8 protein-coding genes are annotated in these 14123 nt (G+C 43.7%); 6 read left to right on the top strand and 2 right to left on the bottom strand.

What is annotated here, in order from left to right:
- Window positions 1–110 precede the first annotated feature (110 nt).
- The 4 genes from V7K85_RS04600 (at window position 111) to V7K85_RS04585 (ending at window position 11291) form a co-directional block, all read left to right on the top strand.
- Window positions 111–4496 carry a PA14 domain-containing protein gene (locus V7K85_RS04600; RefSeq protein WP_334811474.1) on the top strand — a complete coding sequence of 1462 codons (4386 nt, stop codon included), beginning with the start codon at window positions 111–113 and terminating at the stop codon, window positions 4494–4496.
- 42 nt (window positions 4497–4538) lie between these two features.
- Complete coding sequence (locus V7K85_RS04595) at window positions 4539–7433, top strand: DUF4114 domain-containing protein (protein WP_334811473.1); 2895 nt, start codon at window positions 4539–4541, stop codon at window positions 7431–7433.
- 1235 nt (window positions 7434–8668) lie between these two features.
- Window positions 8669–9241, top strand: a complete 573-nt coding sequence (locus V7K85_RS04590; protein ID WP_334811471.1) for a chemotaxis protein CheB — start codon at window positions 8669–8671, stop codon at window positions 9239–9241.
- Between the two features lie 4 nt (window positions 9242–9245).
- Complete coding sequence (locus tag V7K85_RS04585) at window positions 9246–11291, top strand: hybrid sensor histidine kinase/response regulator (RefSeq protein ID WP_334811469.1); 2046 nt, start codon at window positions 9246–9248, stop codon at window positions 11289–11291.
- Window positions 11292–11422: 131 nt separating this feature from the next.
- On the opposite strand, the gene V7K85_RS04580 is transcribed toward V7K85_RS04585, so the two are convergent.
- Entirely contained in the window at window positions 11423–11794 is a 372-nt protein-coding gene (locus V7K85_RS04580; protein ID WP_334811468.1) for a DUF2237 family protein, read from the bottom strand.
- A 265-nt stretch (window positions 11795–12059) separates the two neighbouring features.
- Window positions 12060–12185 carry a hypothetical protein gene (locus tag V7K85_RS04575; protein ID WP_334811467.1) on the bottom strand — a complete coding sequence of 42 codons (126 nt, stop codon included), beginning with the start codon at window positions 12183–12185 and terminating at the stop codon, window positions 12060–12062.
- 103 nt (window positions 12186–12288) lie between these two features.
- On the opposite strand from V7K85_RS04575, the gene V7K85_RS04570 reads away from it, so the two are divergent.
- Together V7K85_RS04570 and V7K85_RS04565 are read left to right on the top strand one after the other, a co-directional pair.
- Window positions 12289–12591 carry a type II toxin-antitoxin system HigB family toxin gene (locus tag V7K85_RS04570; RefSeq protein WP_334811466.1) on the top strand — a complete coding sequence of 101 codons (303 nt, stop codon included), beginning with the start codon at window positions 12289–12291 and terminating at the stop codon, window positions 12589–12591.
- A complete protein-coding gene (locus V7K85_RS04565; protein WP_334811465.1) occupies window positions 12572–12988 on the top strand; it encodes a helix-turn-helix domain-containing protein in 417 nt (138 codons plus the stop codon). Before V7K85_RS04570 ends, V7K85_RS04565 begins: the two co-directional genes overlap by 20 nt.
- Window positions 12989–14123 lie beyond the last annotated feature (1135 nt).

The raw sequence follows: 14123 nt of genomic DNA, 5'->3' as shown, positions 1-14123 counted from the left end.
AGAGTTGCAGATTATTCTGATTCCCGCCCTTAAAACTATTAGTTTGCTAAACCCCTTACCAGACAAGTATTTCAGCTTTTCTTAGTGCCATTCGTGTTGATACCGTTGGCTTGCAGCCTGCTGCCATCAATAGCAGTGCCAACTCCTTTGTCGCAGAGTATTTCAATAATTCAAATCTGTCTGGTTTACCCTCACTAAAACAATATGAAGAGTCTCTGGTGAAGGATTGGGGTAGTAGCTCTCCCTACCCATCTATTATTAACTCTGATGACTTCAGTACCAGGTGGACGGGGAAAATCCAGCCACCACGGGATGGCGACTATACCTTCTCCATCACAACAGCAGACAATTATGATGGGGTACGCCTGTATCTGAATGATCAACTTCTGCTCGATAAATGGAATACTGGCCCTGGCAGTGACCCTGTTTCTATCACCCAGCGTTTACAGAGTAGCCAGACCTACACCCTGAAAGTTGAATATATAGATAGAGCTGACAATGCACGTCTGACAGTGTTGTGGTCAGGGCCAGGGTTAGGTGATTCTCCCCAGCCGGTGTATCCTGTAAACACCCTGGGTAGTCCTACCACTGTGTCCCTGACGACAAACAACCAATCTACCCCAACCAACACTAACGATAAAAATCCTGGTGTGCAGTTGGGTGTAAATGTACAACTACAAGATGGTTCTACCAAAGACGGTCAGTTAAGTCTGACTGAATTGCAAAATGATCCAACTAACCCAGCTACTACCAGTTTGAGTGGTAAGGCTAAGGTTTCTCTGAGTGGGAAATCGAGTTTTAGCGGTTCTCTAGGCTACTACTTCCCCTCTTTGGGGGCTGATATTGCCTTTGGCTTTGATCAACTCAGTGACCCCACTAACTACACTCTCTCACCCAAGTTTTATCCTGGCAGCACCTTGGGCTGGGTGATTAAGTTTTTCCAAGGACTGGATTCAATCCTCAAGTATCCCCGTCCCGCTTTAAGCTTTCTGACGCAAGACACCAAGCTCTATCCCACCTTTGCCAGGATGGGTATTGCCAAACAGTTTGATGTGGATGGAGATTTTGCTATTTCTGCGTTGGAATTATTCATAGCAGCAGACATTTTCAGAGAAAAGATCCAGAACGGTAAATCTATCTCTGCTGAAGATATCAAGCAGAAATATGGGGGGATGGTGGACACAGTAGGCTATCTTAGTCTTTTGTCTACTGTGGTTAATCTAGTTGCTAACCAATTCCCACAAATAATCGAAAAAATTTTGGCAGCAGATTCAAAACCCCAAGCTAGTGATAATGTTTCCAGTGTTTTTGAAAGAAATCCGGGCTTTGGGGGAGCTTTTAATCAGTCGAGTAAGATTGACTATCGCCATAACACCTCCCTCAAAAATGCGATCCAAGCAGGAGCCAGTAACAAACAGATTGCGACTCGTCTGTTGGCTGGTCTGGGCGATGACGAAACCGTTCGCTATCTCAAAGACAAAATTAATCAACTTTTCCGGATTAAAGGCTTTGGTTTGCCCATCCTCACCGATCCGCGTGAACTAATTAAGTTACTAGATGGCAAAGATGCGACGCTAATTGACTTTTTATTGCCGAAAGCGCGTTTTGATACAGAATATCTTTTCCCCATACCGTTTGTCATTGGCGTTATACCAGCCGCTCTATTTCTTAGGGTGGGGCTACTTGCAGACCTGAACTTGGGCGGAGGTTTTGACACACGCGGTATTAAAGACTGGGCTAAGAGTGGCTATGCTTTAGATCAAATTTTATCTCTGCTGAGTGGTCTGTTTCTGTATGACGTTGACCCACTGACGAAGGTAGATCTGCCGGAGATTAAAGTTGAAGGCAGTTTAGCTGGTGGAGCCTACGTTGGGGTGAGCGTGGCTAATATAGGAGGACAGGCTGGCATCAAAGCAACGGCAAATATAGATTTGGTAGACGGAAAGCTATTTGAGGCTCGCAATCCCGGAACACGGGTAAATCCAGACAAAGATGGCAAAATTCGACTGGATGAGGTGAGCTATGGCTTTCAGAACTTTCCCGACAATCTGGGCAAACTCTTTGACTTAAAGGCAGATGTCTCGGTCTTTGCCAATTTCTTCGCTAACTTAGTTGTTACGAGTGAGACTTTTCCCAAGCCTGCTTTATCATATAAGCTGCTGGAATTCAAAGATCGGAAATTATTCTTCCTGGGCAATGAGGTGAAGCCGTCTGCATCAGGTGTTGCGGCTGCACGTTCCCGGGCTGTCTTATTGTCTACCAATGCCTTGAATGCTAGGGATTTTGGCGAGGCTGGGGAAGTTTCAGCATTGAGTAGCGCCACTCCATCTGTCAATGCTTTAAATGTTGAGGATGTTTCATTGAGCAACGCCACTGCCGATGTCAGTGATACTATCTTTGCCCCGCAGGAGATATCTCTCGACTTCAATCAACGCACCTATAGCTACACGGGTGCTATTGGTGACAATATCGCCAGTGAGATAGCACCTGGTAAAGATGTAGATATCTTTCAAGTGCTGGTACATGAGGGAGATACCCTCAACTTCCAGGTTAGTAGTACAGTTGCTAATTTGATTGTACGTGTCTTCAATGAGCAAGCTAGGGAGGTAGCTTTTCAGCCAATCAGCACTGGTAGTGCCTTCAGTTTTGCAGTGCCGGAGACAGGAATCTATTATGTTGGCATCAGTAATCAGGACAGTGACAAGTATTTGCCCTGGATACCCGATAGTGGTTTGGCAGCTGGGATCACGGGGGACTACACCCTGGATGTGAACCTAGTACCCAACTCGGTGGAGATGACGACGAATGATAACCTGGAGACGGCAAGTGCGATCGCCCTCAATATCGGTGAGACAATCATTTATCAAGGAGCGTTGGGAGATAACCCGGCTGAGTCACAAAATCAGGATGTGGATATGCTCCAAGTATTTCTACAACTGAATGAAAACCTCCAGTTGAAATTCACCAATACTGAAATTACCGATCTGACTCTGCGGATTTTTGATGAAGAGGGAGAAGAGATTCCGGTTGATCTGCACGATGATCAGTTTAATTTCCTCGCTCCCCGCACTGGTACTTACTACATTGGGGTGGGTACGAATGATAGCTACGACCCCACAACTACAAACTCAGACTCCAACATTCCATTGCTGGGTTCTCTGGGGGATTATAACCTCAGTCTGACCCGCACGGCGGCAACTCCAGAGGTTGTCAACGATCGCTTTGCTAGTGCAATTACATCTTCAATTCCCTTAGTGGGGCAGAATCGTCTACTGTTGGAGGGAGCGATCGGGGATAATCCGACACTGGACGATCCAGATTTGGACGTTGACTATTACAAGCTGGATTTACAAGCAGATAAAACTGTCACGATTCGCCTGGATGCCAGTATCATCGGTAGCCAACTTGATGCCTTCTTGCGCCTGTTTGATGACCAGGGCAATCTCGTGGCGACGGACATTGACCCTGAAATCAATCTGGATGATCTGAACGACTATGAGTATAAAGCTGTCACTGAAGGAGACGCTTATCTCACTTTTACCCCCGACACCACAAGTACTTACTATCTCGCGGTCAGCAACTACGCACAACGCTTCAGTAGCCCCAATGATCCTTTAGTCAGTGATAATCCTTACGCTGAATATCTGGAGTTCGATGATAGTTTTGATGATCAAGATGTAGAAGGCGATACTCTAAATACGGCTCAACAGGTTGTCTTCCAGAATAATCAGTTCTACGTAGAAGGGGCGATCGGTGATAATTTTACGGTCTTACCTGGGCAGGATGTAGACCTGTGGGGTATCACCCTCCTCAAGGGTCAGGCGCTAGTCGTTGATATTGATAGCTACCCAATTGATGACTCAGACAACCAGACCTATGAAGATGACAACGGAGATGGCTTCGACGACACCACCACTGACACTGATAACCAGCAACTTGCAGTAGATTTTGACCCCTTCCTGCGCGTCTTTGATGCCCAAGGCAACCCCATCGGCTTCAGTGACGATCGCCCCTCTCCATTGGAAAATACAGAGGATAGTGGCGAGGACTACCAGCCTCAAGACCCCTATCTAACCTTTGTCGCTCCAGAAGACGGGGTTTATTATGTGGGGTTAAGTACTTATGAAGCGAGTAACTATCACCCCAATCAAGCGGGTAGGGGACTAAATAGTGGTAGCACTGGCTACTACACCGCCAAGTGGGATTTATTGCCTAACGGTTTAACAGAAGAGTTCAAGGGCGTCCCGGAAATTAACCACCGTGAATTTACGGGTGCTTATGAGTTAGATATTCGTCCAAATCCTTTGGAAAATGCGATCAACGCTGGTTTAACAGCAACTCAGCTTTCCTCGACCCAAACTCTCACTTTTGACCAGTATGTGAGCGTTGAGTTATTTCCTGGTGAAGTCATTCGGGTAGCTACTACACAATCCTTGGATAGTCCTGCTGTACTGGAATTGTTGGATGCAGAAGGGTTTGTGATTCTGTCTACTTAGGAAGAATCAATCTTCGGCAAGGATGCACCAACGAATGCAGATATGGGTTTTGACTTCATGGCTAGTCAGGCAGGCACTTACTATGTGCGCCTAATTTCGGAGGAATTTGATCCAGCGACAGAGCCGAGTTTCAACGTACAGTTCCAACTGACTCCACCTGCTGAACTAGCCCAAGAACCTCTGGTAAATGGTTATACCAATGACTTCCTGAATGCTGCAACTGATACTCAAATTCAACCGGGGGGAGTGAGTCAGTTTTCCATTCAAGGAGCGATCGGCGATAACTATGAACTAGATGAACTGGGGTTAGATGTTGATTTATACAAAATTACCCTGCAAGCCGATGAAGTCATCTACGCAATTGCTACTCAAGATTGGCGTAACCTAAAATTTCAAACTGCTGTGCGGATATTTGACAGTAGTGGTAAGGAATTAGCGGCTGATGTCGGGGAATCTAACTACAGCTTCTCCTACTTCCAAGCTCCTGCTGCTGGTACTTACTACGTGGGTGTGAGTCATGCCAAAAATGACAACTACGATCCGTTCCTTAAGAAAAGTGGCGTTGTCGATCGCGGACAATCTGATCTACCCTTTGACGTGGCAGGGCAGTATAATCTCTTGATTCGCAGCTTGCGGGATATTCCGACTGAAACTCCTACCAATGACACTCTTGAGGAGGCGATCGCCACAACTCTAGCTCCCGACAATGTTAGTTACACTTACACGGGAATAATTGGAGATGCCCTGGAGAAAGATGACCCTAATGAGGATCAGGATTGGTTTACTGTTGTTTTGCGATCGGGCGACCAACTTCAAGTCAATCTCAATACCACTGCCGGATTAATAGTCGAACTTCACAGCCAGGATGGGACACTCCTATTACCAGATCAGCAAACAAAAAATGGTAAGACGCTAGAGTTTGAAGCGGATTTTGGCGGTACTTACTATGTAGTAATGCAGCAAAATACCGACCTGCTCGATCGCTACACTGGCTTTGAACGGTTGGTGGCAGACAATTACGAACTCGCTCTCAACCTCATCCCCCGCGATCCGGCTACCCTAGAACCACAAGATAATGATTCCATCGCCAGTGCGATTAACACCAACCTATCTGTTGACACTACCTACGAGGGCACAGAGGAAATTGGCAACAGTGTGAACTTACCTGGTTCACAGGATATTGATTACTACAAAGTGCAACTGGATGAGAAAAACTTTATTGCCGTTGAGGTGAGCGTCAATCCCCAAGTCCTTGATCCATTGATTGAATTATACGACGACCAAGGACAACTGCTGGCTAATCAAGAGGGATTTGATGCTGGGTCAAATACTCGCTATCTGGAGTTTGTCGCACCCAAAGCTGGAAACTATTATGTTGCAGTAACATCTAGTCCGATTGATGAAACAGAAGGGGATTACAACATCAAAATCCAGAGGAAACAAATTGCTCCACCAAAACCGATCGCCATGCTGAATGTGGGTGCAACTAAGCGGGCGCTGATTGGTGAAATTGTCCCAGTTGTATTAAATGTCAATATTGAGAAACTGGATCAAACTAAAACTGCATCGGATGGGTTTTTCCTGGTACTGAATTACGATACCTCCGCCTTGCAATTTAATAAAGCCATCCTGCCAGATGACCTCACTCAAGACTGGGAAGTGGATTATGAAGATACTAGAGGGCAAATCATCCTGCAACTCAACCGCAAATCAAACATAGCAGGTATTAATCCCTTTGCTACAGCCTCCACTCCCCTAGCATCGCCCCTTTTGGATTTCAATCAAATCAGTATGGAATTTGTGGCTAAACGGGATCTGCCACAGATGGGTAATCTCTTGAGTGTCCGCCAATCACTGTCGGGTGCTTTGCTGGAACGGCAGGATCTGCCTTTTACCATTGAGTTTCCGGATCTAGATGCCAGACTGTTTGTATCCCAGCGCAATCGTGGGGTTGCTGTTCTGGAAGGGAAAAATTCTGATGTTTTGTTCCAACTAGGCGCTACGGGTTTGACCAATAATCGGACGGTGAATGAATCAGGTATTTTCCTGGTTGATGACCAGAATGGTACTATCAACGGCATCAGCCCCGATGCTCCTGGCTATTTGCAAGCGGCTCTGGAGCGATCGCAGGTATTACTAGCTTCTTTATTTAATCTCCCTAACGGCTACAATCCACGGGCTAAAAGGTTGCTGGATTTGCTACTAGGGCAACAGATTGGTTTTTACGTAGTGGTGAATAATAGTACTGATGCAGTTCTGGCCGATCTACAAACCACAGGACAAACGGCTAATCAAGTGTTCCTCTCTACTCAAGATACGATCAAGCTGGTAGACGACGGTATGGGCAACCTGGGGCTAAACTGGCAAGGGCAAGATCAACTCAGCCTGAACTTTCAAGCCAGTCTGCAATCCCTTACTCAGGGAATTACCTTACAAAACCAGACTCGCAAAGAAGTGCTGGATCTTCGCCAAGAAACAGGCTCGATCAGTACCACTTTCACCCTACACCGGGAAGCAAACTATGACAACACGGTTAGCTTCTATAAAGTAGTTGATGCTAAAGGAACTGTGGTTGACCCATTGACAGGAGAACGCTTTAGCCCCGATGGCGATCGGGTACGCTATGCGGATGTGGCCCTAAAGAATCAAGTGGACAGCATCAACCTCTCTGTTGCCCATCAGTCCAGTTCTATCTTGAAGAATAACCTGATGGGAGGTGCTATTTATGCACCTTTTATAATTGTCAATGGTGGGCTAAATAATATTCAGCCTAACTTTGATAATGTGTATTTTGCTTATTTAAGGGCGAATTCAGATAAACTAGACCATATTCGTCTACTAGGCGATAATCTATTTGGCTTTGAAGACCTCAAAGGTGGTGGCGATCGCGACTTCAACGATCTAATTGTGCAGATCAATTTCAGTACTGGTAAATAGCAGTTTTAGATTCTAAGGGATTAAGAAACTCATATAGTTTTCTAGCAAGCTTAATATCATGAGTGTTCATAACGTCGATAACTAAAGCAACAGCGGCTCTTGTTACTAAACTAAATAGCACACCAATTTTTGCAAATGGGAAACCACATCTAGGCTTTTGGCTACTTGGTTGAGGGTAAGATTTCTGATTCTCTACAGTGTCAGGCATTGATCCCGTAGACCCATCTATTACTTTAACATTTCGACCACACTATAAATATTCTGTTGTCACTTTTTCTTCTAAATTCAGTCAACCAAAAAGTTTTTTCCAAAAGGATGATTATCGAAAATCTTGTATTCTTTTGATACTTTTTTGACCAAAAAGCTTCAGCAGTAGACGTAATATATATTAATAGCAATTCTGTATGAAGATGCGCCAAACTATATGAGGAACGAACCGCAAAGGGCACATAGATACGTTCGCGCAGCGTCTCGTAGAGAAGTGGCTTCCCGCAGGGTAGGACACAAAGAAAGAAATAAGAAATTAAAAAGTTTGGCGCAGCCTCACAAAGAAATGGTATAAGACTACTTGTATTTGTTTGGCTGATAAATTGTTAACATTAAAACATATAAAGTCGCGTAAGCATAAAATGAACAAGTGCCAGATTTAGCTTTACTTCGATTGTAAGGTAATTATTTATTTGATCCCTTTCCATAATATAGAATAAACTTTAAATCAATCGCTAGTTTTAAATAATCTTTCTGAATTGTCGCAGTAATTCTACTTTTTAAACCTTGATTAATCTGTGCTTATAATAACTCAAAATTATTAATTTTCTCAAAAGGATATCTAAGGTTATTTGCAGTGGGAATGTTCTTTAATATTTTTGCTGTGTTCTCAATACTATCTCCACTACTTGCAGCTTTTACCAAAATTTCAAACAAACTCTGTTGGTCATAAGCTTCTTAAGTTTTAATGGAGAAATTTTATCTTCAGCACTCAATAACGTCATCCAGGGTTTCTGAGTCTGTTAGAACTAATTGCTCTGAGGGAAATAGTCAATTTTTTTTAGTCAACATGGTAAATACTAATTTCATCATTCCATTTTTGGGGATATCCCAGAATGTGATAAGTATTGCTAATGTACTGCGTGTTTTGAAGCACTTGATTCTACGTAACTATTTCTTGGTGATCGCTCTGGGGAAAAACTTTTTGGTTTACTGATGTTACATCTACAGGTGTGAGGACTAAACAAGTGTCGTTTAAAATTGTAGTGATTGGTACTTCTTTGGGCGGATTATCAGCATTAAAAATTATCCTGGGGAACTTACCAGCAGACTTCCGAGTGCCGATCGCGATCGTGCAACACCGTCACAAGGAGTCTAACAACACACTCCAGGAGTTATTACAAGAATCCACTTTGTTGCCGATTCGAGAAGTGGAAGACAAAGACGAAATACTACCAGGACATATTTACCTAGCTCCAGCAGATTATCACTTACTGATTGAACTAGATTACTTTGCTCTTTCGACTGATCAACCTGTTTCTTATGCCAGACCATCTATCGATGTGCTGTTTGAGTCAGCAGCCGATGTCTACACCCAGCAAGTGATTGGTGTAATATTGACAGGAGCAAACCAAGATGGTATGCAAGGTCTTAAGAAAATAAAAGCGCGGGGAGGACTGACTATTGTGCAGGAACCTGCCACAGCTGAAAGTGACATTATGCCAGAAGCAGCAATTTCTGCTGTTACAGTAGACTGGATTTTGACACTCTCAGACATTGCTTCTCAGATGGTCAAGCTTTGTCACTCATCACGGAAATAAACCCATGCAGATGGAACCCAAAGTAAACATCCTCCTAGTGGATGATAAGCTAGAAAATTTGCTGGCACTAGAGGCAATCCTAGAAAAACTAGGGGAGAATCTCGTGAGAGCTACTTCTGGCGAAGAAGCTTTGAGGTGCCTGCTGCATCAAGACTTTGCGGTGATTTTGTTGGATGTGCAAATGCCAGGGATGGATGGCTTTGAAACTGCTACCTTGATTCGCAATCGGGGGCGATCGCGTCACACTCCAATTATCTTTCTCACCGCCTTTAGCACCAGCGACCAAATGCTGTTTAAAGGCTATGCCTTGGGTGCAGTTGATTATTTGCTCAAACCATTAGACCCGAATATTTTGACTTCTAAAGTCATAGTATTCGTAGAACTATTTAAGAAAACAGAAGCCGTCAAGCAACAAGCAGCGCAGCTGGTAACTGTGAATGCAGAACTCAGGCAAAGTGAAGAACGATTGCGATCGCTGAGCACCTGTTCACCTGTTGGCATTTTTGAAATTGATACTGAAGGAGGGTCTAGGTATACTAATCCCCGCTATCAGACAATTTGTGGCTTGAAAGCCGCAGAGAGTTTAGAAAAGAAATGGCTAGAATCTGTTCATCCAGAAGATAGAGAACGAGCAGTTACCAGTTGGTCTAACTACATTCGTGAAGGTCGCGACTACTCTGAAGAGTTTCGCTTTCAAACTGCTTATGGTATCGTCCGTTGGGTTCAGGTTCGCTCATCACCGATGCTTTCCGGTCAAGGAGAATTGCTGGGATATGTAGGCACCCTCGAAGATATTACTGAACGCAAACAAGCAGAAGAAGTCCGCGCTCAAGTAATTCGAGAACAGACGGCAAGACAGGAAGCAGAAGCAGCAAATCGGATGAAAGATGAGTTTCTCGCCGTTCTCTCCCACGAACTCCGCACACCCCTAACCTCAATGCTGGGCTGGTCAAAAATCCTCCGCTCTAAGAAACTTGACGAAAAAGCCACTTCCCGCGCCCTAGAGGCGATTGAACGCAACGCTACATCTCAGATGCAACTAATTGAGGATATCTTAGATGTATCCCGGATTATCCGTGGTCAGCTGCGGTTAAATGTTTCTGCTGTGAATCTGATCTTAGTGATGGAGGCAGCCTTAGAGGCAGTGCGTCCCCTAGCAGAAGCAAAAGATATTAAGTTAAATACTGTTTTGGATACTTCGGTAGGGTCAGTTTATGGCGATCCAGCCCGCTTACAACAAGTTGTCTGGAACCTACTAACTAATGCGATTAAGTTTACCCCTAAGGGTGGCAGGGTAGAAGTGAATCTGTCAGTAATCTGTGGTGAAGAACAACAAACAATTCACAAATACGCCCAAATTCAAGTTACTGATACGGGCATTGGCATCAGTTCCGAGTTTTTACCCAAAGTATTTGAGCGTTTCCGACAAGCAGATAGCACCACAACGCGATCGCACAATGGACTAGGGCTAGGACTAGCGATCGTCCGTCATCTAGTGGAACTGCACAAAGGCAGAATCTTTGCCCAAAGTTTAGGCACTGGAGAAGGAGCAACCTTTACTGTGAAACTGCCACTGCTACAAGACAATAGGGGTAGCAGGGGGGGTAGAGAAGCCACAGGAGAAATTTCCTCCCCTCTGGCAGCGAGGCCGCTTGCTGGATTAAGAGTTTTAATTGTAGATGATGAAGCAGATACCCGTAACTTTCTCAGTTTTATGTTTGAGGAGTATGGGGCTTTTGCCACTGCGGTAGCTTCAGTTGATCAAGCGCTAGCAGTACTTGAACAAGCAAAACCAGATATCTTGATTAGCGACATCGGCATGTCAGAGCAAGATGGTTATACGCTGATTCGGAAACTGCGCTCTTTGGAACCAGAAAAAGGCGGACGTATCCCGGCGATCGCTTTAACAGCGTACACGCGAGAGGAAGACCGCTTAGAAGCCTTAAGAGCAGGGTTTCAGCAGCATTTATCTAAGCCAATTGACCCCACTAAATTGATTGGTATGGTTGTTAATGTATTGAAACTACCTTTGGAAGTTTCAGTGAGTTGATTTGGAACTTGCGAATGGGGAGCAGGGGGAGATGAGGGGGACAAGCAAGAATTATTGAACAAGTTTCTTCCTTGTCTCCCCACTCTCCCTTGTCTTCTTGTCTCTTCCCAATCCCCAATCCCAATGCCCAATCAAGACGAAGTTAGGGCATGTTTTTTCAGTTCGTCTAGGGAAACCATTTCCAAAGCTCTAGCATGGGTTGCTGAAAGTATGACGGGTGGAGCAACGCCAGCATCGAGAGCTTCTTGCCAGCGAGAAGCACACAAACACCAGCGATCGCCAGGCTTTAGTCCAGGAAAATTAGAATCAGGAACAGGTGTGCTCAGGTCGTTTCCCCGCAATTTGGTGAACTCCAGAAATTCTGATGTCACTTCGGCACATACGACGTGCGACCCGAAATCCTGACCACCTGTGCGACAAAAACCGTCGCGGTAAAACCCAGTTATGGGAGAAGCGCAGCAGGCCTCTAGGTTTCCACCGATTACGTTTTTAGCTTCTGTCATTGTTAATTCGTTGCACTTGATTTTTTCACTTCGATATAAGCCTATATTGACACTTCCCTAGTTGAATTAAAATCGCTATGCCTTATTAATTCGGAAAAGCAGGGAATTTTAGAATCACTACTCATACCAAGTTGTCAACCTTACGGTTATTAAGAATGGTGTAATATCTCAGTAGAATCTCTAAGCGTAGACAGTATTGCCACTGTGGTAATTAGAGTTATTACGAAGTTATAAGGGTTTGATGTGCTGCTCAAAAGCGCTATCTTTAATCAGATTTTTGGCGATCGCCCACACCAGGCGGGTAAGCGATCGCACTTGCTAAACCTGGTAACAAGTATCTTTTAACCGAAAGTTTACCGCGATTGGGGATAAAGCGAGAAACCCTAATCATTAAGCTCTTGACACCGACTTAGCAAATTGCTAACTTAGGAATATCCAGTTGTAACAAGCCGAGGAAACGTTTATGATCTTTACCCTAAGAAAATTCATTTATTATGCATATTATATCTACTACAATATTGAAACTTTTTTATCAAAAGTATCCCGATGCCGAGTCTAGTTTACGTGGTTGGAACAAAGTTGCAAAATCAGCCAAGTGGCAGAATATACTTGAAGTTCGCCAAGGTTTTAACTCTGCCGATCCAGTAGGTGAACTTACAGTTTTTAATATTCAAGGAAACAAGTATCGCCTTATTACTTATATTGACTATCAAAGCAAAAAAATATTTATTCGTAACATAATAACCCATACAGATTACGATACCGAGAAATGGAAAAATGACCCTTGGTTTAAATAAACGCCCTACCTACATTGAGCTACTGCAAGCATTTCCTCCTCGTCCTATCAAGACTGAGGAGGAGTTATTTGTCACCCAAAAAATTATTGATTCTCTGATAGACAGCGCCCCGCTAACATCAGATGAAGAAGATTATCTTAATGTTTTAGGCACTCTAGTTTACGAGTTTGAACAAACGCAAGAGCCTGTGCCTGATATTTATGGAGTAGATTTACTTCAAGTTCTGATAGAAGGAAATGGGCTACTTCAAAAAGATTTAGTACCTATTTTCAAAACAGAATCTATTATATCGGCCATATTGAAAAAGCGACGTAAATTAACAACCAGACACATTGAAGAACTGGCAGAATTTTTTCATATTTCACCTGCTGCTTTCTTCCCAAATAGTCTTGAATAACTCGTTATTGGTTTTCGGGAATAAATATTTTTAATATTGTTGCAGCAAGCCTTTTTGAATCAGCCCCCAGGTCGCGGTAGACTCTTGGTAAAAACTTTATTAAGTCTAAAAGTGCGATCGCACTTCACTAAAGATGTTACCAAGTTTAGTGAAATTATAATTAGCGTAGGGAATGAGGGATAAATTTACACTCCTGTTGTAAGTACAACAAATTCATGCAGCGTGAAAGGGGAGCATCCCACTTTTTTGCATGTCATTGCGAGCGAAACGAAGTGAAGTGAAGCAATCGCAAAATCCTCCACCTAAGAGTGTGTCCATGCGATTGCTTGTCTGCGACACGCTGCGCGAACCTCGTTCCTCCTTTCTACGAGACGCTACGCGAACGCAATGACAGTTATTATCTCGTCGTAAAATAAAAACTGGGATGCAGCCGCGTGAAAGCCGCTTGAATTCATCAGCAAGCAGTTTTTTCATATATAAGTTTCGCTTAATTAGTGTGGTTGTAAGCAGGCAAAGATCAAGCAACAAGACAACTGTGAAGGTTGTACGTGTTATGGGACAAAATGTGGATTTTGACCAACGGAGGATCAAAGCAATACAAACGCGGCAAAACACAAGTTTTGCCGCGTTTGTGGAAGATATTGCCAGGAAGATGAGTTGTACTTTCCTGAAACCGTACAGTGTGACTTATCTACACCTTGCAAGATTTCAGGAAGCGAAAATTTTTTAGAGTTCCACTAAAGTAAAGTTCCAATAAAAACCCCTGGCTAACTACCAGGGGTAATGCAAGTCAGTACTTTTCGCATGGAATGTATCCTACTCAAATACCATAGCAACCATCTAATTTTTAGATATGCCATTTTGCCAAACAAAAAAAGCCCCCAGTGGTAAGCCGAGGGTTAATTTTTTTTGGAATAGCGGTAATCTACAAAGCTATTATTCCCAGCACAGTAGGCAATGGAACCAGAATTTCTACAACTATATATGTTGTGATGTCATACAAAAGAGAGCTTCGGCGTATCCTGACATTGTTATTTGCCTTTAAATAAGAAAAATTAATACTTTATATCAGCTTTACTGAAGTAATAAAACTTGATAAAAAATTGTAAAGCAGTGTAAAGTAGTTTCACAGGCA

The organism is Nostoc sp., from assembly GCF_036917615.1.
Classification (GTDB): domain Bacteria; phylum Cyanobacteriota; class Cyanobacteriia; order Cyanobacteriales; family Nostocaceae; genus Nostoc.
The sequence above is the reverse complement of the archived record's forward strand: the minus strand, read 5'-3'. Positions and strand labels throughout refer to the sequence as shown.

What these genes read in the sequence shown, in the direction of transcription:
- V7K85_RS04595 (WP_334811473.1), top strand. Translation starts at nt 4,539, where the DNA reads ATGGGTTTTGACTTCATGGCTAGTCAGGCAGGCACTTACTATGTGCGC.
- V7K85_RS04585 (WP_334811469.1), top strand. Translation starts at nt 9,246, where the DNA reads ATGCAGATGGAACCCAAAGTAAACATCCTCCTAGTGGATGATAAGCTA.
- V7K85_RS04580 (WP_334811468.1), bottom strand. Translation starts at nt 11,794, where the DNA reads ATGACAGAAGCTAAAAACGTAATCGGTGGAAACCTAGAGGCCTGCTGC.
- V7K85_RS04575 (WP_334811467.1), bottom strand. Translation starts at nt 12,185, where the DNA reads ATGATTAGGGTTTCTCGCTTTATCCCCAATCGCGGTAAACTTTCGGTT.
- V7K85_RS04570 (WP_334811466.1), top strand. Translation starts at nt 12,289, where the DNA reads ATGCATATTATATCTACTACAATATTGAAACTTTTTTATCAAAAGTAT.
- V7K85_RS04565 (WP_334811465.1), top strand. Translation starts at nt 12,572, where the DNA reads ATGACCCTTGGTTTAAATAAACGCCCTACCTACATTGAGCTACTGCAA.